Source organism: Roseibium sp. SCP14 (genome assembly GCF_040329475.1).
Taxonomy (GTDB): Bacteria; Pseudomonadota; Alphaproteobacteria; order Rhizobiales; family Stappiaceae; genus Roseibium.
This window is the reverse complement of sequence record NZ_JBDZYH010000001.1, coordinates 593,676-616,646: the sequence shown is the minus strand read 5'-3', so window position 1 is coordinate 616,646 and position 22,971 is coordinate 593,676. Positions and strand designations below refer to the sequence as shown.

General features: G+C 56.3%; 25 protein-coding genes. 12 read left to right on the top strand and 13 right to left on the bottom strand.

The window, feature by feature from the left end; all coding sequences use genetic code 11:
* Nucleotides 1–123: 123 nt before the first annotated feature.
* The 5 genes from ABLQ08_RS02810 (at nucleotide 124) to ABLQ08_RS02790 (ending at nucleotide 7,107) form a co-directional block, all read left to right on the top strand.
* Nucleotides 124–2,010, top strand: a complete 1,887-nt coding sequence (locus ABLQ08_RS02810; protein WP_352939297.1) for an ABC transporter ATP-binding protein — start codon at nucleotides 124–126, stop codon at nucleotides 2,008–2,010.
* Nucleotides 2,007–3,893, top strand: coding sequence for an ABC transporter substrate-binding protein (locus ABLQ08_RS02805; RefSeq protein WP_417714884.1), 1,887 nt, complete (start codon nucleotides 2,007–2,009; stop codon nucleotides 3,891–3,893). The genes ABLQ08_RS02810 and ABLQ08_RS02805 overlap by 4 nt, the downstream gene beginning before the upstream one ends.
* A gap of 354 nt (nucleotides 3,894–4,247) precedes the next feature.
* Nucleotides 4,248–5,273, top strand: a complete 1,026-nt coding sequence (locus tag ABLQ08_RS02800; RefSeq protein ID WP_352939294.1) for an ABC transporter permease — start codon at nucleotides 4,248–4,250, stop codon at nucleotides 5,271–5,273.
* The gene (locus tag ABLQ08_RS02795; protein WP_352939291.1) at nucleotides 5,270–6,448 is read left to right on the top strand and encodes an ABC transporter permease; all 1,179 of its coding nucleotides are present in this window, start codon (nucleotides 5,270–5,272) and stop codon (nucleotides 6,446–6,448) included. The genes ABLQ08_RS02800 and ABLQ08_RS02795 overlap by 4 nt, the downstream gene beginning before the upstream one ends.
* Nucleotides 6,449–6,513: 65 nt before the next feature.
* Entirely contained in the window at nucleotides 6,514–7,107 is a 594-nt protein-coding gene (locus ABLQ08_RS02790) for a class I SAM-dependent methyltransferase (RefSeq protein ID WP_352939288.1), read from the top strand.
* Nucleotides 7,108–7,240: 133 nt separating this feature from the next.
* Here the strand turns inward: ABLQ08_RS02790 and ABLQ08_RS02785 are convergent, their stop codons facing one another.
* Nucleotides 7,241–7,528 carry a DUF1330 domain-containing protein gene (locus ABLQ08_RS02785; protein WP_352939285.1) on the bottom strand — a complete coding sequence of 96 codons (288 nt, stop codon included), beginning with the start codon at nucleotides 7,526–7,528 and terminating at the stop codon, nucleotides 7,241–7,243.
* 100 nt (nucleotides 7,529–7,628) lie between these two features.
* Between ABLQ08_RS02785 and ABLQ08_RS02780 the strand changes: the two genes are divergently transcribed.
* Together ABLQ08_RS02780 and ABLQ08_RS02775 are read left to right on the top strand one after the other, a co-directional pair.
* Entirely contained in the window at nucleotides 7,629–8,519 is an 891-nt protein-coding gene (locus ABLQ08_RS02780) for a LysR family transcriptional regulator (protein WP_352939282.1), read from the top strand.
* Between the two features lie 98 nt (nucleotides 8,520–8,617).
* The gene (locus tag ABLQ08_RS02775) at nucleotides 8,618–9,394 is read left to right on the top strand and encodes a class I SAM-dependent methyltransferase (protein WP_352939280.1); all 777 of its coding nucleotides are present in this window, start codon (nucleotides 8,618–8,620) and stop codon (nucleotides 9,392–9,394) included.
* A gap of 2 nt (nucleotides 9,395–9,396) precedes the next feature.
* On the opposite strand, the gene ABLQ08_RS02770 is transcribed toward ABLQ08_RS02775, so the two are convergent.
* From ABLQ08_RS02770 to nthA, 4 genes are read right to left on the bottom strand one after another with little or no spacing between them, the layout of a single operon-like run.
* Entirely contained in the window at nucleotides 9,397–9,849 is a 453-nt protein-coding gene (locus tag ABLQ08_RS02770; protein WP_352939278.1) for a methyltransferase family protein, read from the bottom strand.
* A gap of 7 nt (nucleotides 9,850–9,856) precedes the next feature.
* A complete protein-coding gene (locus ABLQ08_RS02765) occupies nucleotides 9,857–10,213 on the bottom strand; it encodes a nitrile hydratase accessory protein (protein WP_352939276.1) in 357 nt (118 codons plus the stop codon).
* Entirely contained in the window at nucleotides 10,200–10,859 is a 660-nt protein-coding gene (gene nthB, locus ABLQ08_RS02760) for a nitrile hydratase subunit beta (RefSeq protein WP_352939273.1), read from the bottom strand. Before nthB ends, ABLQ08_RS02765 begins: the two co-directional genes overlap by 14 nt.
* Nucleotides 10,856–11,482 carry a nitrile hydratase subunit alpha gene (gene nthA / locus ABLQ08_RS02755; protein ID WP_352939271.1) on the bottom strand — a complete coding sequence of 209 codons (627 nt, stop codon included), beginning with the start codon at nucleotides 11,480–11,482 and terminating at the stop codon, nucleotides 10,856–10,858. The genes nthB and nthA overlap by 4 nt, the downstream gene beginning before the upstream one ends.
* 257 nt (nucleotides 11,483–11,739) lie before the next feature.
* On the opposite strand from nthA, the gene ABLQ08_RS02750 reads away from it, so the two are divergent.
* From ABLQ08_RS02750 to ABLQ08_RS02740, 3 genes are all read left to right on the top strand, one after another.
* Nucleotides 11,740–12,282, top strand: coding sequence for a VOC family protein (locus ABLQ08_RS02750; protein WP_352939269.1), 543 nt, complete (start codon nucleotides 11,740–11,742; stop codon nucleotides 12,280–12,282).
* 74 nt (nucleotides 12,283–12,356) lie between these two features.
* Nucleotides 12,357–13,967 carry an FAD-dependent oxidoreductase gene (locus ABLQ08_RS02745; protein WP_352939266.1) on the top strand — a complete coding sequence of 537 codons (1,611 nt, stop codon included), beginning with the start codon at nucleotides 12,357–12,359 and terminating at the stop codon, nucleotides 13,965–13,967.
* Between the two features lie 4 nt (nucleotides 13,968–13,971).
* On the top strand, nucleotides 13,972–14,175 hold the full coding sequence (locus tag ABLQ08_RS02740) for a DUF2783 domain-containing protein (RefSeq protein ID WP_352939264.1): 204 nt from the start codon (nucleotides 13,972–13,974) through the stop codon (nucleotides 14,173–14,175).
* A 147-nt stretch (nucleotides 14,176–14,322) separates the two neighbouring features.
* Here the strand turns inward: ABLQ08_RS02740 and ABLQ08_RS02735 are convergent, their stop codons facing one another.
* Nucleotides 14,323–14,874, bottom strand: coding sequence for a GNAT family N-acetyltransferase (locus ABLQ08_RS02735; protein ID WP_352939261.1), 552 nt, complete (start codon nucleotides 14,872–14,874; stop codon nucleotides 14,323–14,325).
* A 260-nt stretch (nucleotides 14,875–15,134) separates the two neighbouring features.
* Nucleotides 15,135–15,575 (bottom strand): cupin domain-containing protein, encoded by a 441-nt coding sequence (locus ABLQ08_RS02730; RefSeq protein ID WP_352939258.1) that lies wholly within the window; start codon nucleotides 15,573–15,575, stop codon nucleotides 15,135–15,137.
* A gap of 125 nt (nucleotides 15,576–15,700) precedes the next feature.
* On the opposite strand from ABLQ08_RS02730, the gene ABLQ08_RS02725 reads away from it, so the two are divergent.
* Together ABLQ08_RS02725 and ABLQ08_RS02720 are read left to right on the top strand one after the other, a co-directional pair.
* Nucleotides 15,701–16,600 (top strand): LysR substrate-binding domain-containing protein, encoded by a 900-nt coding sequence (locus tag ABLQ08_RS02725; RefSeq protein ID WP_352939256.1) that lies wholly within the window; start codon nucleotides 15,701–15,703, stop codon nucleotides 16,598–16,600.
* 113 nt (nucleotides 16,601–16,713) lie between these two features.
* The gene (locus ABLQ08_RS02720) at nucleotides 16,714–17,211 is read left to right on the top strand and encodes a peptide-methionine (S)-S-oxide reductase (RefSeq protein ID WP_352939254.1); all 498 of its coding nucleotides are present in this window, start codon (nucleotides 16,714–16,716) and stop codon (nucleotides 17,209–17,211) included.
* 217 nt (nucleotides 17,212–17,428) lie between these two features.
* On the opposite strand, the gene ABLQ08_RS02715 is transcribed toward ABLQ08_RS02720, so the two are convergent.
* From ABLQ08_RS02715 to ABLQ08_RS02690, 6 genes are read right to left on the bottom strand one after another with little or no spacing between them, the layout of a single operon-like run.
* The gene (locus ABLQ08_RS02715) at nucleotides 17,429–17,734 is read right to left on the bottom strand and encodes a DUF3088 domain-containing protein (protein WP_352939251.1); all 306 of its coding nucleotides are present in this window, start codon (nucleotides 17,732–17,734) and stop codon (nucleotides 17,429–17,431) included.
* A 43-nt stretch (nucleotides 17,735–17,777) separates the two neighbouring features.
* Nucleotides 17,778–18,551, bottom strand: coding sequence for a polysaccharide deacetylase family protein (locus ABLQ08_RS02710; RefSeq protein ID WP_352939249.1), 774 nt, complete (start codon nucleotides 18,549–18,551; stop codon nucleotides 17,778–17,780).
* Nucleotides 18,552–18,573: 22 nt separating this feature from the next.
* Nucleotides 18,574–19,374, bottom strand: a complete 801-nt coding sequence (locus ABLQ08_RS02705; RefSeq protein WP_352939246.1) for a methyltransferase domain-containing protein — start codon at nucleotides 19,372–19,374, stop codon at nucleotides 18,574–18,576.
* 60 nt (nucleotides 19,375–19,434) lie between these two features.
* Complete coding sequence (locus tag ABLQ08_RS02700) at nucleotides 19,435–20,589, bottom strand: glycosyltransferase family protein (protein WP_352939244.1); 1,155 nt, start codon at nucleotides 20,587–20,589, stop codon at nucleotides 19,435–19,437.
* Nucleotides 20,590–20,594: 5 nt separating this feature from the next.
* Nucleotides 20,595–21,713 carry a glycosyltransferase family 4 protein gene (locus tag ABLQ08_RS02695; protein ID WP_352939241.1) on the bottom strand — a complete coding sequence of 373 codons (1,119 nt, stop codon included), beginning with the start codon at nucleotides 21,711–21,713 and terminating at the stop codon, nucleotides 20,595–20,597.
* Between the two features lie 21 nt (nucleotides 21,714–21,734).
* Nucleotides 21,735–22,955, bottom strand: a complete 1,221-nt coding sequence (locus ABLQ08_RS02690) for a glycosyltransferase family 4 protein (RefSeq protein WP_352939239.1) — start codon at nucleotides 22,953–22,955, stop codon at nucleotides 21,735–21,737.
* Between the last annotated feature and the right edge of the window lie 16 nt (nucleotides 22,956–22,971).

Here is a 22,971-nt window from a genome sequence, read left to right as displayed (position 1 = left end):
GATCACAGATGCTTGGCGCCAATTTCTGCATTGCTATCGCCAGGCGAATTTGATTGTCTTTCTGTTGCAATAAGGGCTTAGTAAGGCTCACGCAGGCAATCCGTTTCGGGGAGGAAACGCACAGTGAATGTTCTCTCGATCGAGGGACTGACAGTAGATTTTGATACAGCTGAAGGCCGGGTCCGGGCCGTCGATGACGTATCCTTCGTCGTTCCACAAAACCGGACGGTCGCGCTTGTGGGTGAATCCGGGTCGGGCAAAACCGTAATTTCTCAAACCATCATGGGCCTTTTGCCCAATGCGGCGTCGATCACGTCCGGAAACGTGATCCTGGCGGACCCGAGCGGCGCAGAGCCACCTGTCGACATCGCTGCGCTTGAGCGCAAGGGGCCGAAAATGCGCCACCTGCGCGGAAACCGTGTCGCAATTATTTTCCAGGAGCCGATGACCTCCCTGTCTCCGCTGCATACGATCGGTGACCAGATCGGTGAAGCGGCGCTCCTTCACAGGAATGTCTCTCGTGCCGAGGCACGCGAACTGACCCGAGAGATGCTGCGTCTCGTTCATTTTCCCGATCCGCAGCGAGCGCTTGACACTTATCCCTTCGAGCTTTCCGGCGGATTGCGGCAACGCGCGATGATCGCCATGGCAATGATCTGCCATCCTGCTCTCCTGATCGCCGACGAACCCACCACGGCGTTGGATGTGACGATCCAGGCGGAAATTCTCAAGCTCATCAAGGAAGTTCAATCCGAACTTCACATGTCGGTGCTGATGATCACTCACGATTTCGGAGTGGTTGCCAACATGGCAGACGAAATCGCCGTGATTTATCATGGCCGCATCATGGAAAAGGGAACGGCACAGCAACTCTTTTCCAATCCCCAGCACGACTACCTGAAAGCACTTTTGAAAGCTGTGCCCAGTTTCCACATGGACAAAAACGAGCGGCTTGTCCCGATCCGGCCGATCAAGCTCAAATCCGAAGACCTGACCAGCAACCGCCCGCAATGCGATGTTGCGCCAGGGGAGCCACTCGTTGAAATGCGCAACGTGACCAAGCAATTCACGTTGCGCAAGGGATCCTTGCTCGGCACGAGATCCAAGTCGATGACGGCTCTGGATCAGGTCAATCTGACCATAAAGCGCGGCGAATGCCTGGGGCTGGTTGGTGAATCCGGTTCTGGAAAAACAACCGCGGCGAAGGCGATCCTGCGCGCAATCAACGTCGAGGGCGGCGATATCCTCTACAACCGCGGCAAGGGGCTGGAGAATATCACCGATCTCCGGGGACCCGCTCTGATGGATTACAGACGGCGGGTGCAGCTGATTTTCCAGGATCCGTTTTCGTCTCTCAATCCGCGCATGACGGTCAACGACACGTTGATGGAGCCGTTCGAAGTTCACGGCATCGGAACTCCGAAGGAACGGGCTGAACGGGCGCGGAACCTGATGAGCCTCGTCGGTCTGGATCCACGTTTCCTGCGCCGATATCCGCACTCGTTTTCAGGTGGGCAGAGGCAGAGGATCGGGATCGCCCGGGCGCTGGCACTCAATCCTGAGTTCATATTATGCGACGAGCCGACCTCAGCGCTTGATGTCTCGGTCCAGGCACAGATTCTGAACCTGCTGCAGGATCTGAAGCGCGATCTCAATCTGACCTATCTCTTCGTCAGCCACAATTTGGCGGTGGTTGACTATGTCGCCGATCGGATTGCCGTCATGTGCAGGGGCCGCCTGGTGGAAATCGGAGAGACCCGGACGGTGGTCGGCAATCCACTTCATCCTTATACCAAGGCGCTGTTGTCTGCAGTTCCCGAGCCGGACCTGTCAGCGCCTCTCGATTTTGCAGCGCTCGATGACAAGAGAGCATCGGAGCCGCAACTTTGGCCGGAACCGTTTAGATTGATCGACGGCATGGACCCGTCGCTGGTCGAAATGGAACCGGGTCACTTTGTCTGTGCACCTGGCCTGAAGAACGCCGGGGTACTTGAGGGGACAGCAGCATGAAAACTCTAACTTCACTGAAGGTCGGCCTGTTTTTGGCGGCGACCATGTTGGCGGGGCCTCTGGCTGCGCTCGAACTCAAGGAGACCCCTGGTCTGGATTCTTCCTTGCCACCTGTGGCGGAGCGTGTTCCGACCGAGCCCCTTGTCGTTGATCTCGAAGCCACTGGTCGCACAGTCGGAAAGCACGGTGGAACGCTTGATACCTTGATCGGGCGCGCCAAGGATGTACGGCTTATCAATGTCTGGGGCTACGCTCGCCTTGTTGGTTACAACGAAGCGTTGGAGCTGGTTCCGGATATTCTGGAGAGTGTGGAAGTCGAAGACGGCCGCATCTTCACTCTAAATACCCGTGAAGGTCACAAATGGTCGGATGGCCATCCGTTTGGTGCGGAAGACATCCGGTATTACTTCGAAGACGTGGTAAGCAATGAAAAGCTGACCCCATCGGGCTTGCCACCGTTTCTGGAAGTGAACGGCAAGGGACCGAAGTTCGAGGTTCTGGATGACACCACCGTTCGGTTCACCTGGGACGAGCCGAATCCGCTGTTCCTTCCGGAACTGGCGAAATCGCGACCGCCGTTCATCTATCGCCCGGCGCACTACCTCAAGCAGTTTCACGAAAAATACGGCGATCCGGATTTCCTCGCCAAGGAAGCGAAGAAAGTGAAAGCGCGCAGTTGGGCACCGCTGCACGCCAAGAAGGACGATATGTACAACGCACGCAATGTCGAATTGCCGACGTTGCAGCCCTGGATACGCGAACGTGACGACAGCGATCTGCGTTTTGTCCTGGAAAGGAACCCATACTATCACCGGGTCGACATCACCGGGCAGCAGCTGCCCTATATCGATCAGGTCGTGATGACTGTTGCCGACGGGAAACTGATACCGGCAAAGGCGCAAGCCGGTGAAAGCAACCTTCAGGCTCGAAATCTCAGTTTTTCCGACATCACCGTCTTGAAGAAGGGTGAAAAGCAAAACGACTACGTCACGGCATTGTGGTCGAACACCAAGGGCTCGGAAATTTCGATCCTGCCGAACATGACGGTCAAGGATCCGGCTTGGCGTGAACTGCTGCGAGATACGCGGTTCCGTCACGCTCTCTCGCTCAGTATCGATCGCAATCTTCTGAACCGGGTCCTGTTTTTTGGTCTCGGAACACCGGGCAATGACACGGTTCTGGCCGCGAGCCCGCTCTACAAGCCCGAATACACCACCAAGTGGGCAGAGTATGATCCCGAGAAGGCTAACGCCCTGCTTGATGAAATCGGCCTGACTGAGCGTGACGATGATGGTATCAGGCTGCTGCCCGACGGCCGGCCGCTGGAAATCATCGTGGAGACCGCTGGTGAACAGCAGGTGCAGGAAGATGCTCTGGAATTGGTTACCGAGATGTGGCGGGAAATCGGTATCAAGCTCTTTTCCAAACCGAGTCAGCGCGACAACTTGCGTGAAAGAGCGATCACCGGTCAGCTTGTCATGTCCGTTTGGTCCGGGTTTGAAAATGGTATCCCCACCTCCGAGATGCCGCCTGAAGATCTGGCGCCTGTCCGCGGCGATTCTCTGTCGTGGCACGCTTGGGGCGACTACTACGAAACCGACGGCGAAGGCGGTGAAAAACCAGATTGGGCACCAGCCGAACGGCTGATGGAACTCTATGAAGCCTGGCTAGTGTCAAAGACGCCGGAAGAGCGGACAAAGATCTGGGATGAAATGCTGCAGATTCACGCTGACGAAACGATCCACATCGGGCTTGTTTCCGGCGTTCGCCAACCGGTTGTCGTCAAGAATGTCGACAATGTTCCGCTGGAGGGTATTTACGGATGGGATCCAGGCGCGCATTTTGGCATTCACCGTATGGATGAATTTTACATGGTGAAATAAGCTGAGAAGCGGCTCGGAATGCCCAGGAGGAGTGATGACTGATCGATTGGAGATGACTTCGGACCTGATCGATCATGTTCGCCGCCAGGGCACCCAGGATCCTGCTTCCTCAAAAAAACTTCGCTGGTACACGCAGACTTTTGCGAAAGCTGTTTTGCGTGCGCCGCGGAAACAAGTGCAACGACTTCTTCTTCTGATCAATAGACTGAATGCGAAGAGGGGAAGGGAGCTTTCCGTTTTCTCACGGACTAACTCTCGTATTGAAAGCAACATAATATTAAAACGGTAATCGGTCTCCTGTTTTCAGGGAGATAGTCCGTATTGCTGAAAGAATAGGGGCAAAGGGGAGTTTAGGTGCTCTATTATGTAATTCGTCGGATATTGACGATGATCCCGACTTTGTTGGTGATCAGTTTCTTGACGTTCTTGATTATCGAGCTTCCGACGGGCGACTACATCAGCAATCAGATTGCAGCACTGAAGGCCGCCGGTGAACAATCCTCTGTCGCCAAGCTGGAATTTCTGCGCAAGGAGTTCTCGCTCGACCGTCCGTTTTTTGAACGGTACCTGATCTGGATCGGCTTGTGGCCCGGTCCCCATGGGTTCGACGGACTTCTGCAGGGCAACTGGGGTTGGTCTTTCGAGTTCGACAAGCCCGTGGAACAGGTCATCGGTCCGACCCTGCCATTGACCATCGTGTTGAATTTCGCAACGATCCTCTTCGTCTATGTCGTATCGTTTCCAATCGGAATTTTTTCCGCGACACGCCAGTATTCCTGGGCGGACTACGGCTTCACCTTCCTCGGATACATCGGTCTCGCGACGCCCAACTTCCTGCTTGCACTCATACTTCTCTATTTGTTCAACCGTTGGTTCGGCTTGTCTGTTGGCGGCCTGATGGCACCTGAATACATCAATCAGCCGTGGAGTCTCGACAAGGCCTTGTCGGTGTTGGCTCATCTGATCATTCCGACCATAGTTATCGGAACGTCGGGCACGGCGGCAATGATCAGGCGGTTGCGTGCCAATCTGCTGGACGAGCTGCACAAGCAATACGTCACCACTGGCCGTGCCAAGGGATTGAGGGAAGGGGAGTTGCTGGTGAAATACCCGCTTCGCATGGCGATCAACCCCTTCATCGCCGATATCGGCAACCTGATCCCGTCGCTCGTATCCGGTTCGGTGATCGTGTCGGTTGTCATGAGTTTGCCGACTGTCGGTCCGGTGCTCTTGTCAGCCCTTCAGTCGCAAGACCAGTTTCTTGCCGGCTTCATCCTGTTGTTTGTCGCCGTGTTGACGCTTATCGGAATGTTGATATCGGATCTTCTGCTGGCGGTTCTTGATCCTCGTATACGTCTTGGCGGGAGGGCCTCGTCATGAGCACGGATATGAAAGACACGCCGACACGTTCAGTCGAGCACTACGTCGACCCAACCCCATTCAACCCGACCGTGGCCGAAAAGATGACGCCCGAGCAGGAGCGCTTCTACCAGGCCTCGCAGTGGAAGATCATGTGGTGGAAGTTCAAACGCCACAAGGTTGCAGTGTGGTCGGGTGTTGTCCTGATCCTGTTTTATCTCTGTGTTCCCTTCGCAGAGCAGATTGCGCCCTACACGGCAAACCAGCGTGACAGCCTCCATCTTTATGCCCCACCGCAGCAGGTGCATTTCTTTCATGACGGCAAGTTTGTCGGACCCTTTGTTTATGGCATGAACTCGGAAATCGACATGGAAACCCTTCAATGGGTGTTCAAGGACGATCCGAACAAGGTACAGAGGATCCGCTTCTTCTGTCGCGGCTCAGACTACAAGTTCTGGGGGCTTTTCACGTCAAACGTTCATCTGTTCTGTCCTGCCAAGGGCGGAACGCTGTTTCTGCTGGGAACGGATCGTTTGGGCCGTGATCAGTTCTCGGGCCTGGTCTACGGTGCCCGCTTGTCACTGACGGTCGGTCTCGTCGGCGTGACTATTTCCATCGTTCTCGGGCTCTTTTTCGGTGGCATAGCAGGCTATTTCGGCGGAATTCTCGACAGCACAATCCAGCGCATGATCGAAATCCTGCGATCCATACCCGAACTGCCATTGTGGATGGCCTTGTCCGCCGCCTTGCCCGTAACCTGGAGTCCGGTCTGGATCTATTTCGGCCTGACCATCATTCTGGGCCTTCTTGACTGGCCCGGACTTGCACGTGCCGTTCGTTCCAAACTGCTCTCGCTGCGTGAAGAGGAATATGCGAAGGCAGCTGTTCTGATGGGTGCAAAGCCCGGTCGCGTGATCGGGCGGCACCTGTTGCCTGGCTTTACCAGTCACATTATCGCTTCGGCGACCCTGTCGATTCCATCGATGATTTTAGGAGAAACGGCGCTGTCTTTCCTGAATCTGGGTCTGCGTCGCCCGTCGGTCTCCTGGGGTGTCCTTCTGAACGAGGCTCAGAACATTTCCGTGGTGACGGTCTACCCATGGCTGATGGCACCCGTCCTGCCGATTATCATTGTGGTTCTTGCCTTTAATTTCCTGGGGGATGGTTTGCGCGACGCGGCCGATCCATATAAGTGATAACCGGAAATCAGAAAAATGTTCGGCGGGCCGCTTCGGCCCGTCTTTGCTGTTAGGAAATCATCATGTCGAAGAACGCTACCACCGCTGCAGGCTGGGATGAGGAATACGAAGCCGGTCGTTGGGCTTTCTTGCGCTCTCTGCCGGAAAGCGGCCGTTATGGCATCATCGGCATGTGGCTATCTTTGACGGGATCCATGGATGAAGTGCTTGATATCGGTTGCGGAGAAGGTCTGCTCTACGAGCGCCTGCAGCCAATGGGTATCAAGCGCTATGTCGGCATGGACCTGTCTCCTGCATCGCTTGAAATCGCCAATGTGGACCCGGCCATCGCCGCGTTGCGGGCAGGGGACATGCATTCGTTCGAGCCGAAGGAAGGCGAGACATTCTCGGCCATCGTCTTCAATGAAGTGCTGCATTTCGCGGACGACCCCGCAGCGGTTGTCAGCCGCTACGTACCGTTCCTGAAGCAGGATGGCGTCATTGCCCTTTCCATGTACTCCCCGAAGAGGCCGGAGTCGGGTGCCAACAAGCTGATCAACAGCCTGTGGCAGGCAACCGATGATGAAAGCAAGTGGGAAGTCCTTGATGACTACCGACTGGTCTCGGACAAGAAGGGCGTCACTTGGCGCATGCGGCTGGTAAAGCCAGTCAAGTGACACGTGGAGACGAAACCAGTAAGAGCAACGTCATTTGCATGATGGGTGCATGATTACACCAAAGGTTGGGCTGCATTTGAGCGGACAGCCCAACCTTTGAGGTCGTCGTTTGGAAAACCGGTTTTCGGATTTGTTACGCCGGCAACAACACAATCGTCGACTTACCGCCCTTGTTGCGCAGGGCGTGGATTTCGGCGAGTTCAGGATCTTCCCGCCAGGCTTTTGCCGCCTCGGCTGTCGGGAATGACAAAAGCGCCGTGATATCCGGCGCATCGCTCGCGGCCTCCAGAACGAGTGGCTCGGGATCGGCTGCAACCAGCTGGCCACCATGCTTGGCAAGTGCATCGGCTGCCTTTTCCCGGTAGGCGCCCAGCACCTCCTTGTCGGTTACGGTAATCATTGCAATAGCTTGAACAGGCATCTTGAATCTCCTTGTGATGAGATGCCGTGAGGCTAACCGAATATGGTGTTGCGAAAAATTCTTCAATTTCGAAACAGGGATGTGCAAAAATGCGCATGCTATGGACAACTGGGATGACTTGAAATTTGTATTGGCAGTCGCCAATGCCGGTGGGCTCGCCAAAGCTGCGCGTGGGCTTGGTGTAACGCATTCCACCGTGTCACGACGCCTGTCGTCTCTCGAAGAGCGGATGGGTACACGCCTCTTTGAAAGGATGCCGGAGGGGTTTGTCCCAACGGCTGCGGGAGAGCAGGCGGTGATATCGGCCAGACGTGTGGAAGCGGAAGTTCTGGCTCTCGACACGCGCATTACCGCGCAGGATGCGGAGCTGGAAGGGCCTTTGCGCGTAACAGCTGCACAACTGCTGTTCCAGGTGCAACTGGCGGAGATCATGCAACAGTTCTCCGAACGGCATCCGCGCATAGAACTCGAGATGATCGCGGCCAATGAAAAATTGAGCCTTCACCGGCGAGAGGCGGATGTTGCGATCAGGGTCACCGACACTCCGGATGAAACCCTGTTCGGTCGCCTGGCGTGCGGTCAGAACCGTACATATTACATGTCAAAAGACTTCGCCCGCCGAACACGCAAAATCATGGATGTAAGCCATGACGCTGCGCCTCTCGCCTGTGTGACATTCAAATGGTGGGGGGAGGGTGTGCCGAAGGAAATTCGAACCCGTTATCCTCACGCCTATATCTCCCTGGTGGCAGATGACATGATAGCCCTTCATGCGGCTGTGAAAGCTGGAATGGGTATCGGCCGATTGCCATGTTTCCTCGGCGATCCGGACCCGGATCTGGTCAGGGTCTCGGGGTTTGAACCCTCACGATATTTCGATATCTGGCTACTGACACATCCAGATCTGAAAAACGTAGCGCGGATCAGAACTTTCATGCGTTTCGCGGCAGATGCCTTCAAGGCCAAAAGTGGCCTCTATTTGGGGCAATAGTGCAAAGCCAGTTCGCTGAATGGCGCGCTGACGCTTCAGCTTCCCGGCCTGGTCAAGCTGAATAACAACCGGAGTTTCAGGAAAAAACGGAGACATCGATGACGGAAACAGACTTGCCGATGGGGTCGAAACGGAGCACGGCTCAACTCGCTTCCTGTTACGCGAGAATGCGAAGCTTTCAGGAGGATCGCGCTCGCAAGCTGCTTGAGTTGGCTGCCGCCAAACCTGGTGAAATTGCGCTGGACATCGGCTGTGGCACCGGAGAGCAGACCTGTGACCTTGCAAAGCGGCTATTGCCGGGAGGGGAGCTTGTCGCAATCGATCCCGATATCTCAAGAATTGAAATTGCCCGTCAGAATGCTGCTGATCAGTGGCTTGATATTGAATTTCTGCAGGCAAGAGGAGAAGACCTGGGGACTATCAAGTCAGACCGGTTCGATTTCATATATTCCAGCTACGCGGTTCACTGGATCACCGACATGCCCGCCTTTCTGGCGGAGGCCTATCGTGTGTTGAAGCCGGGTGGCAGGATGGTTTTCGAATGTGTCGGAGAGCCGGTTCGCAAGATCGTTGAACTTCTTGCCATGATGCCCAAGTTTGAGGAAATCATGCAGGAAAACACGTTTCAGGCAGACGAAATCTGGCGAGAGCAGATTGATGCCGCCGGATTTTCGATCGAGTTTCTGAACTGGCCTTTGCTTGCTCTGGAATTTGCCGATGTAACCGCGATGCTGGAATGGACGGAGGCGACGTCTCATGGAGCGTTTCGACGGGAACTCTTGACCGAGGAACAAATGACCGAAATCTGGCAGCAATATCCGGCCGACGTGGTCATGCCCTTCCAGGCACTTCAAGGATTGCTTCGGAAACGATAACTTTAAATCCAGCGACGGACGCGTGCCAGGTAAGCCTGATAGTCTTGAGCGAACACGTTCTGCAGTGCCTCTTCTTCCGGTTTGATCTGAAACTCGGTCATGAACCAGATGAACGCCGGGACAACTATGAGTGCCGTGAGGGTTCCGAAGTAAGCCGCCATGGCGAGTAGGAGGCAGAGCAATCCCAGATACATCGGATTGCGGCTGAACCGATAACAGCCCTCTGTAACAAGCGTCGTCGCCCGGTCCGGCGCTGTCGGGTTTACCGTGGTCTTGTTCTTTATGAAGGCAAGTACTGCCTGACCACCTGGCAGGATGCCCGCACACACAAGAAGCGCCGCGATCAGGGACTGCCCGGGAAAGGAAAGGCTAAGCTGCGGCAGAAGCTTCGCGCCGGCGTAAAGCAGCAGCGCGGCAATCAGGAAGACGGCGACCGGTGGAACTTTCAGATGCATATCTGCCTCACGACCGGTCGAGCACGATCGGTTTTCCATGAGGCGTTGCCCGGGCGGCCTCGTCCCAGGCCTTTTTGAGTTCGGAAAGCTGCTGAGCAGCTGCAACGTTCTTTTCAGTCAGCAGCTTTTCAAAGGCGTTCAGCCAGTGATCGTAATAGTCCAGTGTTGCGCCACTGCCGTCGCCGTCTTTTGCAAGCTCAGCCCCCAGGGTCTCGGCCCATTCGCTCCACTTGAACACACCGGCCTCATGGGCCTGCAGTGTCATCGCAAAGACCCGTGCCTCCCAAGGTGCGCTGAAGACCGGACCACCATCCTGGTCAAGCGGGATCCGGGGTGTCGACTGAACATCTTCATGCAGGGTCAAGATATGGCTCCCAAAGGTCGATGCGTAACTTCAGTTTTGGATCGCTGTCAGGCCCCCAAATGTCGGTGCCTTTGAAGGCAACACCATAGAGCCAAGTCGGTTGCTCGCCCTTGCCATGCGCATTGGTATCGGGGAAAACGTGCACGCCATGTATGGCTTCGATCTCGCCAACGGTGTCGCGGGCATAGCGGGGGAGGCGCGTGTGATGTTCTGGATGCATGCGTTTGGTACGGATCCTGTCGCCGATCCTGAACCTTGCCGGTTGCTGTTCGGTTCGGTCAACCGGACCGCCTTTTGCCAGGATGCCGGCAACGTCTTCGGCTTTCATGACACGCTTGACCGGTTTGGCAGGTGAAAGGGCATGGCCCTGCTTCAGTTCCTCAGGTGTAACGAGCCCGTTTTCCACCACCAGCTTTTCAAGACCCATCGTCCAGATCTTGTAATAACTGGACGAAAGATAGTCGGCGGGAGGCAGTGTTTCACGGGCGAAGCGCGAGGCATCAAGGGTCCAGCTGCCGGTTGCTCCCATGGCAAGGGTCACCGCGAAGGCGCGCTCTTCCCAGTCTGCATGGAAGTTCGGTTCGTTTTCTTCCAGCTCGATGGGGCCGAAACCCATCTGGCCGCCAAGGTCCTGTGCTCCGTTCATGCCGCATCCTCCTGACGAGAGGGATCAAGCGCCAGTCCTGTTCCGATCATGCTGTCCCGGGTCACCAGTTCAGCAAGCCTTTCTTCGCTCCAGCCATCTGTTCCTTCAGGACGGCGAGGGATGACCAGATAGCGAACCTCTGCTGTAGAATCCCAGACCCTGATCTCGGTGTCTTCCGGCAGCGCGACGTTGAACTCGGCCAGCACGCCGCGCGGGTCACGCACGGCACGCGAACGATACGGAGCGGATTTGTACCAGACAGGCGGCAGGCCAAGCACGGTCCACGGGTAGCAGGAGCACAAGGTGCAAACGACCATGTTATGCGTGTCGGCAGTGTTTTCGACGGCCACCATGTGTTCGCCCTGGCGGCCCGTGAACCCCAGTTCGGCAATCGCCGCAGTGGCGTCGCTCATCAGGCGCGCATGATATGCCGGGTCGGTCCAGGCCTTGGCAACGACCCTTGCACCGTTTTTCGGACCGATCCGGGTTTCATAGGTTTCAATCAGCTCGTCCAGGGCAGGAGGGTCGATGTAGCCCTTCTCCGTCAGCAGCGTTTCCAGCGCCCGAACGCGCAGCTCGATGTCGGACAACTCGGAATGATCGTGGTCATGGTCGTGGGACATGAAAGCTCCTGAAATATGCGGAAACACATATGACGTGGTGATATTAGACCTGTCAAATCAAACAATTGCGTGTCCAGTCATCAGGTCGCCGGTGTCCGTGAAAGTCTTGGAATTGCCGGTCTGAACCATTCCCGTCATATGAAGAACGGCTACGTAGTAATAGTTAGTTACATATGTAACCAATTGACCTTTGTCGAGGTGCCGTGTTAGTTTGCCGATATAGTTACAGATGTAACTAATTCTGGAGGAGCGCACACATGAAAATCGAGCAGATGCATCACGTCGCCTATCGCTGCAAGGACGCCAAGGAAACGGTCGAGTGGTACGGCAAAATGCTGAATATGGATTTCGTCCTGGCGATTGCCGAGGATCATGTTCCTTCCACTCACGAGCCTGACCCGTACATGCACATCTTCCTGGACGCGGGAAACAACAACGTGCTCGCCTTCTTCGAGCTGCCGACCAAGGACGAAATGGGGTTCGACCCCAACACGCCGCGCTGGGTGCAGCACATCGCTTTCAAGGTGAAGGACCGGGACGAGCTGATCGCATTCAAGGATCATCTTGAGGCAAACGACGTCGAGGTTCTGGGCGTTACCGACCACTCGATCTTCCATTCCATTTACTTCTTTGACCCCAACGGACACCGGGTCGAGCTGGCCTGCCCGGATCCGAAGGAAGAAGAGCTCCTTGCCAAGCTGAACGATGTGAAGTGGCAGATGCTTGAAGAGTGGTCGAAGACCAAGAGGGCACCGAAACATGCCGAGTGGCTGCACGCCAAAGAACTGGCAGATGTGTAAGCGCGAAAAATGCGTCCGCTGCGGCAAATGCAGCGCAATCAAAGACCTCGCATCAGGGCTGGGAGGAGAGCTTGATGTTTCAAACCTACCAATATCCGGAATTCGACTACCGGCAATCGGAAGAGCAGCGGACAGGAGCAGTCAAACGCCATCCGATGGTGGTGATCGGCGCCGGGCCGATTGGATTGACCGCCGCGCTTGATTTTGCGCAGCGGGGCATTCCCACAATCGTCATTGATGACAACAACACTGTCTCCGTTGGTTCCAGGGCGGTCTGTTACGCCAAGCGTCCGCTCGAGATCTGGGACCGGCTGGGCTGCGGCGAGCGGATGGTCGACAAGGGGATCAAGTGGAAGATTGGCAAGGTCTTCTTCCAGGACGATCTTACCTACACGTTCGATCTGCTGCCCGAGGACGGCCACAAGATCCCCGCCTTCATCAATCTTCAGCAATACTATCTGGAAGAATACATGGTCGAGGAGTGCGAGAAATCGAACCTCATCGACCTGCGATGGAAGCACAAGCTGATCAACCTCACGCAGATCGATGATGGCGTATCGCTGACCGTGGAAACGCCCGATGGTGTCTTCACCATGGAGGCTGACTGGGTGCTTGCCTGTGACGGCGCCAACTCCGATACCCGCAAGATGGTAGGTGCTGGTTTCTCGGGTCAGTTCTTTCAGGACCGTTTCCTGATCGCCGACATCATCATGAAAGCGGATTTCCCGACCGAGCGCTGGTTCTGGTTCGATCCGCCTTTCCACCGCGGTCAGTCAGCGCTTCTTCACAAGCAGTGCGATGATGTTTGGCGGTTGGACTTCCAGCTCGGGTGGGATTCCGATCCTGAAGAGGAAAAGAAACCGGAAAACATCATTCCACGCGTCAAGGCAATGCTCGGCGAAGAAACGGAATTCGAACTGGAATGGGCGTCCGTTTATCAGTTCGCCTGCCGTCGGATCGACAACTTCCGCTATGGCCGGGTGCTTTTTGCTGGAGACGCCGCGCATCAGGTGTCGCCATTCGGCGCGCGCGGGGCCAACACCGGTGTTCAGGATATCGACAATCTGGCCTGGAAACTGAAACTCGTCATGGACGGCGAGGCTCCGGAAAGCCTGATCGACAGCTATCACGAAGAGCGGGCCTTTGCGGCTGACGACAATCTGCTGAATTCGACACGATCGACCGATTTCATCACGCCCAAGAGCGAAGCCTCGCGCCGGTTCCGCGATGCGGTTCTGGACCTTTCCGAAGTCAGCGATTTCGCCAAGCCACTGGTGAACTCCGGACGTCTGTCGGCTCCAACGCCTTATGTGGAAAGCTCGCTCAACACCGAGGATGAAGATGAGTTTTCGGGGGCGATGACACCGGGAACCTGCTGTGCGGATGCACCGGTCAGGGTCGGCGGAGAAGATGCCTGGTTCCTTAACCAGATCGGGGACGGTTTCGCCTTGCTGGTATTCGGTAATGAAGAAGCTGAAGACGTCAGCGCCGGAAACATCAAGGCTCACGTTCTGCGTGTCGGCACGGATATCGACGATGCAGACGGTACGCTGGCAGATCGTTATGACGGCAAGCCGGGCACTGTCTATCTGATCCGGCCGGACCAGCATGTCGCTGCCCGCTGGCGCAATTTCAACGATAACAAGGTGCAAGCCGCGCTGAAGACAGCAACAGGAGCTGCGTGATTCGATGCCTCTCAATCTGAAACCCAACCTTGCAGATCCTGATGGCTTCTATGAGCATCTGGTTTCCAGCCAGCGTCACATGAGCGATGACGAGGCCAACCGTATGAACACGCGGTTGATCCTGATCCTGTCCAACCAGATCGGCGACATGGAGACCCTGAAGGCCGCGATTGATCTTGCAGCTGACCCCAAGCCCGCCGCGGCCTGAGCAGTGGGCGGCCTCGGCCGCCCATTTCATTTACTGGTTACCCTTTTGAGTTTGTTTGTCCCGCCGACCGGTTAGCGAGAGGATTGCCGGAGCAGCTCCGGTAACGGCGAGCGGGTCCGAGAACAATGCTGTCATGTGTTCCTGTTGTCAGCAGCGGATGCGGGCCATCGAGTAGGCATCTGCATATTCACCGTTGCGGAATCCGAACGAACGTAAGGTGCCTTCGATCTCAAAACCGGCGCGTTCATAAAGCCTGATTGCCGGCACATTGTCGGTGAACACGGTGAGTTCGAGGCGGCGGATATTCATCCAGTTGTCGGCAACCTCCAGCAATTCGGACATGAGTGCACGCCCGATCCCGCGCCCGGTGTAGTCGTCGTGAACGCCAATTCCCATTATGGCCGCGTGGATGCGCCGCCCGGAGAACCGCGTAAATCCCGCACTCGCAACAATGATCCCCTCTTGAACCGCAACCAGGGAAACAACCTCTCCCGACCTGTTTTCAATCTGGCTTTTGACGTCTTTTTCGCGCGGATAAGGCATACGCATCGTCCCGGCCCGGTAGCCGGGCATGTTCTGCAGCGCGGTGATCGCTTCCGCGTCGGCGGGCGATTCAGCACGGATGTGCAGTCCTTCAGGCCAGGAACGGGCGCTTGATGCAGCTTCACTTTCGGATGGCGGAATTCTCTCGGATATCATACCGGCTCTCTTTGGGTTGTTCGAGAGAGCAGAGGTTGATTGCAATCCCTGCTCCTCGAAGCAGGGGTGCAATGGTGATCAGGTCAGATGTCTGCCCATGACGACCATGCCGCGTCCCCTGCAGGAACGGCGGTATGTGTGGTCACAAGAATAGTCATCTGAAAGTTGATCATGCGGGGACATTCTCTCATAGCGAGCAGCTTGTCAAACCGAAACTCATTCGCATTGAGGTCGCTACGGGTACGGAGCGAGCCGGCCATTCAAGCAAACTCGTAGTCAATGGCATCAAAGGTGTCTGATGGAAAACCGTAAGCGATTGAAAGACCATCCGCGTTTGCCACCACCCCATGTTCAGCGTTTGGCGGAATGTAGATTGCAACACCCGGTTCGATCCGCAGCTGTTCGCCCTCAATCGTCACGATCCCTGAACCGGTCAGGCCGAAATAGAATTCGGCTGGCGCATGCCGGTGTCTGTTGAGACATCCACCCGGCGGAAAGTTTGCAACTCCGAAGACAAGTCCGCTCGACGGTGTCTTGTTGGCGCAAATCAGCGTTCGCCATTCAACCGAGCCGTAGACGGGGTCCGTTCCGCCTTCAACGGCCTGATGGTCCACATGTTCGGCAAACCCACGGGGAAGACGGCAAAAGTCCGTGGCCAGGATGCCCTGCTGCGTGTCTTCAAGAACGTCGCTGATGTGCATGAGACTTTCTCCGTCCATTCGAGGTTCGACATCCGATTGTTGAATTGATGGCTGGAAATCTCCTCGAAAGTCTGTCTTTGTGCAATATTGGAAAATCTCATGACACTATACGCTGAGGTTATAGTATGAGCCGACTGCCACCTTTCTCCAGCTTGTTCGCCTTTGACGCAGTCGCGCGGCACGGTACCTTGACCCGGGCAGCCCTGGAACTGAACGTATCTCAGCCGGCGGTCAGTCGGCGCCTTGCTTTGCTGGAAGAAGATCTCGGCTGCAAGGTCATCGACAGGAGCTCTCGGCCCTTGCAGTTAACCGCAGAAGGGCAGGAGCTCTACGATGTATTGAGGTCAGGACTTGCGCGGATTGAAGCCGTGGTCGAGCGAATGCGGGATGCGGCAGCAAGCGACAGTGTCAGTGTCAGTTGTGGATCCGGATTTGCGGCCTATTGGCTGATACCACGCCTGCCTGAGCTGGAGCAGGCGCTGCCGGACACGTCTATTCAGATTATAAGTCAGGCGCATACGGACGAAACTGCAACGGCGGATGTTCAGATTAGGTTCGGTGACGGCAATTGGCCGGGTCTGGAAGTAGGTGTGGTGCTTGGGGAAGACGTTTTTCCGGTCGCAAGTCCCGCCTTTGTCGAAAAGTCAGGCAAGCTGCTGACAGTGGACATCCTGAAATCCGAACGTCTCTTGGGCCAGCATCGTGACGCCGGTGCCTGGTACAACTGGGAAACCTGGTTCGATGCGGTCGGGTCTCCGGCGCGGTCCAAGCTGCGAACACTGGACTTTGACAGTTACGCATTGATGGTCAATGCAGCGCTCGCCGGGCAGGGGGTGTGCCTTTGCTGGGCCGGTTTGCTGGACGTTTTTCTGGACAGCGGCGCACTGGTCAGGCTGACCGATGTTTCAGCCGGATCCGGTCGCGGATATTTCATCACCTTTCGAGAAGAGGAGGCTCCGGATTCTCCCGTTCGCCGGGTGGCAGAGTGGATGATATCCAGCAGCACCTACACGGGCAGATCCTGAGAAAGTGATTTGCCTTGCCACTCCGAAGTCACGTTACAAGGCGAGAGCAGGACGAGGGCTGGCATTGTTCGATGAGTGACTGGCGCAAAAGAAACATGATTTCAGGAACGACAATGAAAATCGGACTGGGCGGAGGCTGCCACTGGTGCACTGAAGCCGTCTTTCAGGCGCTTTCCAGCGTGGAGAATGTCGAACAGGGTTTCATCCATTCCAATCCACCGGAAGACAGTTGGTCCGAAGCTGTGATCGTGACTTTTGACCCTGCCGTTCTTCCTCTGGAAGTGCTGATCGAAATCCATCTCAGAACCCATTCCAGCACCTCACATCACAAGATGCGCGGCAAGTATCGCAGTGCGGTCTATGTCTTCGAGGCTGAAACGAACGATAAGGTCGAGGGCATTTTGGGTGATTTACAGTCCGGGTTTGAGGAACCACTTGTAACCAGCGTGCTCCCCTTTGTTGCCTTCAAACCTTCGGATGAGCGTTTTCAGAATTACTACGCCACCAATCCGGATCGCCCCTTTTGCAAGACCTACATCGATCCGAAGCTTGCGATGTTGCGGAGGGAGTTTGGGCGTGTGCTGAATTCGACATTCCCAATGCAGAAATGAGACGCATGTGAGTTGGGTTGTCATTCCTGCGAAAGCGGGGATCCGGTAAACGCACTCACCGCAATTGGTATTCGACTGTCGCGGCGTACTGGACCCCGGATCTTCGCTGTGCTGCGTCCGGGATAACAACCTGGAGGCGCCCGAAAAGAGGGAGGTGGCTGGTTGTCTTCAGCGACTGGAGGCAGTTGAAAAGAGATCGATAAGAGGCGCTGCGCATCTAAGGATGCGGCAATGGAAAACCATGCCGTGCGGACAGGGCTTGCAGGATTTCATCCTTGTTGTTGATGAAGCCTCCCTCTGCAAGAACCAGCACCGGAAGGCTTTGGTTGTCTTTACCCAGAAGGTTGACGATCTCCTGACGTGGCCGGGACCAGCCGATCCGCTTTACGTCAAGTTTTTGTGCAAGATCCGGAAATGACGCAAGCACGCCTTCCATGAGCGCGCAATGCCAGCAGTAGAAAACTTTGTCGGGATAAGCCGGGTCTTCGAAACCGGGCTCCAGCAGGTAGAGCGTGTCACGCAACTGAAATCCCCCTGTTGAAGGTGTGTGTGGCAGAAGTCAGTTATTAATCAAACAGTTCCCTCACTTCCGGCCATTCCGCTCCCTCGTGATGGGCGGCAATTGCCAGGAACTCTTCCAGGAACTCGAAGCAGCCTTCGTCATGTGCCAGATGATGCGTGAGCAGGCCCACGGGTTCCTTGCGGATATTTCGCCGGCGGGTAAGCTGCAGGTCGAAGCGCAGTCGCGCGCTCTCCCAACCGATGAAGCGGACCTGCTTCTTCCATTTCAGAATATCGATATGGGATTGGATCTGATGATCGCGCGGGAAGTTGTGCCAGGTGAAGGTGGAAAGCCCCGGCAGGCCGATGCTGGGCAAGCGGCGGGATATCTCCGGATCGATCCGGTTCCACGGTGGCACCATGGCCGGAATGAACTTGTCGCCGAACAATGTTTCAAGCCGGGCTTTGCCTTCCGCAAGCTGTGCCATCAACTCGTCCGGATCACGTCGTGAACCGAGTTCGGCGGCCTTTTCGCGCCTTTCCTTGAGCTGGAAGTTTTTGTGTTGCCAACCGTGCTGCAGAACCCAGGCATGCGGCTCGTCAGTCAATCGTTCCGCCAGAGCTTCGGTTGCATCTTTCGGGATGACCGCGAGCGCAATGTCGACACCGTAGCTGTTGGCGATTTCCAGCATCCTGTCGAGCAGGGGTGTCGGTTCAACGGCATCGTCGTCCCGCCACCAGAACCGGACCTTGCGGCCGCGTTCGGCAAACCAGTCCAGATGGGACGTCAAATCGTCTTTGAAACGCTGCAGGTCGGCAGCAGGGATAGGCCTGGTCAAGAAATCGCAATCCGGCTGGAAGTCATGGACGGGTGGCGGTGAAGAGGAAGTAACCGACTGTGGCGAAGATTTGGCCTTTCTCTCGCAACCTGTCAATCGACTGTTGCCATTCCCGATTTTCCGCCTCGGTGATCGCGCCGGCTTCTTCGGCGTGAACGCCGAGGCTTTTGAAATAGGCAGCACCCAGATCCTGACGGAAGATCAGAGCTCGTGAGGCGCATTCAATGTCCTGATACCCGAGGTCCTGAAGCGTCGTGTTCAAGGGGCCCGGCAACCAGCTTTGCTCTACAGCATGAGCAATTTCATAATCGATCACCTTTCGCAAAAGCGCGCGATCGGTCACGTTGATCGTGATTGTCGAAATGTCCGGCTCGATCAGCGCCAGATGACCACCTGGCTTCAAAACGCGCTTCATTTCGGCAATGACCGACTGGAAGTTCTTCAGGTAGATCAAAAGACGTTCCGCACGAACGCAATCGAATGAAGAATCTTCGAATGGGAGACTGGTTGCGTCTCCGATCTGATAATTGATCGGATGTCCGGCCGCTTCTGCACGGCGCCTTGCCTCTGCGATGAAGGCGTCGCTTTTGTCCAGCCCGTTGACACGGCCTTCGGGTCCGGCGATCTCTGCAAGACGAAGGGTTTCCAGGCCGAAGCCGCATCCGATGTCCAGTACGGATTTTCCGCTGGCAATGCCTCCGCGCTCGCGCGCAATCTCTTTCAACTCTCGCAGTTGAGGGATGGTGTCGAAAGCCTCCAGCATGGCGACATAGTCCGACGTGTCGGCCAAGTTGTTCAGCGCTTTGAAGTTGCGAAGTTCCATCGATACTTTGCCCTTTCCCGACAAATGGATTGCATCGCCATCGTGCCAGCACAAGATGGATCAATCGATGCGATCTCGCAAATCCCGCAGCAGAAGTTCGGCCCCCGTTTCCGCGCCGCCCAGTTTCACCGGAGCCGGCTTGCGTGGCAGGGAGAGGGCATCGTCAATGGCTGCTGCAAGCCGCTCGGGAGACAGACCGGCCTCTGTTGAGATCACGGCGCGGCCGTGAGCGGCAAGAGCCTCAGCGCGCTGGGTCTGCTCCGTCTCGTTTGCCTGCGCAAAGGGCACGAATACAGCCGGCACACCGGCGATCAGGACATCAAGCACCGTGTTGTATCCGGCCTGACTCACGGAAAGTCGCGCTCGCTTCAAAAGCTCCGGGAAATCACGCCGCGCCCGCTCGACGACCATGCCTTCTCCGGCGTTCTTCGCATATATGGAGAATGCATCGTCGGATATGCCGTGACCAATCAGAACGCGCCAAACCGTGTCTTCTGCCCGGCGAGACAGTGGCCGGGCCTCAAGTGCAGCCGAGAGCAGGTTTTCCGCGACAGCACTGCCGCCGCAGGAAATGACGACTTCATCTTCGCCATCTGATCCGTCGACCGGCGGTCGATTTTCTCCGTTCACATATCCAGTGTAGCGCACCAGATGCTCTACGCGTTCCAAAAACGGAAAGCTGTCGGCGAGCTGGATGAACTCCGGGTCGGAGTGAACCAGAATGCGGTCGTAATATCTCAATGCCTGGTCCGCCATCCATTCTTCCTTCCAGAGTTCCTTCTTGCGAACCAGGATGTCACGGATGGAGGTCGCGATGAGTGGGGGCTTTGACCTGGATTTCGCAACCTCGAGAAGTGGCGTCAGCTCAAAGTCCAACTGGCGTCGGCCAAAGGGGTAGGTCTCCGTCAGCAGGAGATCGTAATCCTCTGCTTCAAAAGCTTGAATCGATGCATTAACGCGCGCTTTTTTCCAAGCTTCGTCAATATCTTGGTTGTCGAGTGTGACAAGACGCTTGAAATCAGCGTCCGGACTTTTGCAGGCAGGAAGCTCGACGATCTTGAGTGGGCCGGTGTCCAGTGTCGGAGGAATCCTGTTGCCGCTGGCGAGCGTAACTTCGACACCGTTTGCCGCAAGCGCCTTGCCGATCGCGGCTGCGCGGAAAACGTGTCCTGTGCCCAAAAGGTGCTGTACGTGAATGAAGGCTTTGAAACTCATGCCCGTTACGCCTTGTTCCGTTGCAGGTAGTTTCCGATTGCCTTTTGCAAAAGAGCGTCGAGTCGTTCAGCTCCGGCAGCCAATGTGTGATTGTTCTCAATATGGTTTGAAGCGGCCAGACCCATCCGGTCCGCTGTCTCCGGAGCGTCGATCACGCGTTTCAGATTGGCCGCAAAAGCCTCGGCATCCCCTTCCGGTGAAAGAAGACCTGTATCTCCGTCCACTACGATGTCGGGCACGCCAAAGGCATCGCCGGCCACCACCCCGGTTCCGGCAGCCTGCGCTTCGAGAAAGACCAACCCGAACGCTTCGCGAATTGCCGGCCATACAAACAGGTCGTGACTGGCATATTGAGAGGGGAGGGCTTCGGGAGACAGTGCGCCCAGCCAGCTGATCCTTTCGGGTGAAAACAGGCTCAGCACATGGTCCCTGGAAGGGCCGTCTCCAACGATTGTGAGGTGCCAAGGGTAATCTTGAAGAAGCAGGAGCGCTTTCGCGAGCATTTCATATGATCTGGTCTTGTCGCCTTCGCGCATCATTCCGACCGTGAGCAATTTGAGCGGTGTCTGAGCCGATTGACGCTTCGATGCTGTTGACAGCTGGTAGGGCGCCGCGTCCAGAAACGGCAGGACAACGTCAAGGTGGTCAGGTGCAACGACGGCGCGAAGACATTCGGCATCGGCATGATGAATGGCTGCAACCGCATCTGCCCGGCTTAGCGCGTCATCCGCGGCAGCAAATCCGAATGCCCAATTGCCGGATTTGCGCTTGGGTGCGCGGCTGGCCTCGATAATCGCGTAAGGTATTGCAAATCCGTCTGCCAGGGATGGACCGATCCAGTCCGGAGCCTTGTGATAAAGATGGTAGGTCAGGAAGAGGTCGGGCCTGTAGCTTTCCTTTTGCCACGCTTCGGTGATCCGGGCAGCCTCCAGAAGCGCTTCCTGCTTGACCGCACCTTGAATGTTGTCGCTGCCTTCCTTGCGCCAGGAGCGAAAGTCGGTGGCAATGCGAACCTCATGGCCGGCACGTTCCAGAGCCCGGACAATCAGCCTACCCATGGTCCGATCACCGGACGGCACCGGATGGTCCAGTGGCTTCATCGGAGCGGTGAAGGCAATTTTCATGGGTGTCCCCGAACGTTTGTGTCAGAGCACCTTACGAAATTTTGCTGCCAGGCGGTCAAGTCCGGGGTCGGTGGAGAACTCTTTTCGGACCAGGTCTGCCGCAGCGAGGCCGAGTGTTCGGCGTCGCCCAGGGTCCCTGATGAGAGCGTCCAGCGCCGTGGCAAGTTCTTCCGCAGCACCCGGTTCAACCAGAATTCCTGTTTCCTCGTCTTTGATAAGCTCCGGAATTGCGGAAACTCGAGTGGACAGACAGCAGAGCCCCATCGATTGGGCTTCCATCAGCACGTTTGGCAAGCCATCACGGTCTCCGGTCTTTGCAAGCTTGGAGGGCAGCACGAACAAGTCTGCTTGCCGGCAGGTGGAAATGACTTCTTCGCGAGGTTGGGCTCCGCGCCAGGTAATGTTTTTCGAAAGACCGAGTTCGTCTGCGGTGGATTTCAGGGCGTCCGACAGCTCGCCACCACCGACATGCGTGAAATGCCAGTTGAGGTCGGCGGGAAGTTTCGCCAGCGCTGACAGCAAGTCGTCATAGCCCTTCTTTTCCACCGCGCGCCCCACAGATACGATACGGACCGCATCGCCGCTGCCATCACGCTCGGAAGGCGCATCACTGGGGAATGGAAAGCCGGAAAAGTCCAGACCGTGATAAAGCAGTTCGACTTTCTTCGGATCGTCAGCAAGCTCTTGCAGATATTGCGCGTTGACGCTGGTGCAGGTGACGCCCCAGGCCGCGTCGTTGATCTTGGTCCTGAGGTCCCACTCCGGGCTTGTCCAGATATCCTTCGCATGGGCTGAAAATGACCACTTCCTGCCTGAAAGGTGCGCAGCATAGCGGGCTGCTGAGCAAGGCGTGTGCAGATAGTGGGTGTAGATCCACGTCACATCCTCGGGCAGCTCATGGGCAAAGACACAGCCTTGTGCCCATCTGCGTTGACGATCGGCGTTGGATTGATGGGCGAAGTCCGCATCGAACAGAGCCTTGGCAGTGTTGTAGGTCGGTTGGCTTTCAGCCCATCGTTTTGCCCGTGCAACACGCGCCGGATCATCCTTCACGTATTCCGGCAGGTACATCACTTCAGCGCTTATCTGCCGATGCACTTCATGAATGTAAGGGTCGTAGGGTTTGCGTAAGGCGACGATGAGAATGTCGACGCCGCGGCGTTCAAGACCAAGCATCTCCTGGGCAATAAAGGTTTCGGACAGGCGCGGATAGCCTTTGACCACAACGGCGATACGGGACATCGAGAAGCTCTTGAAC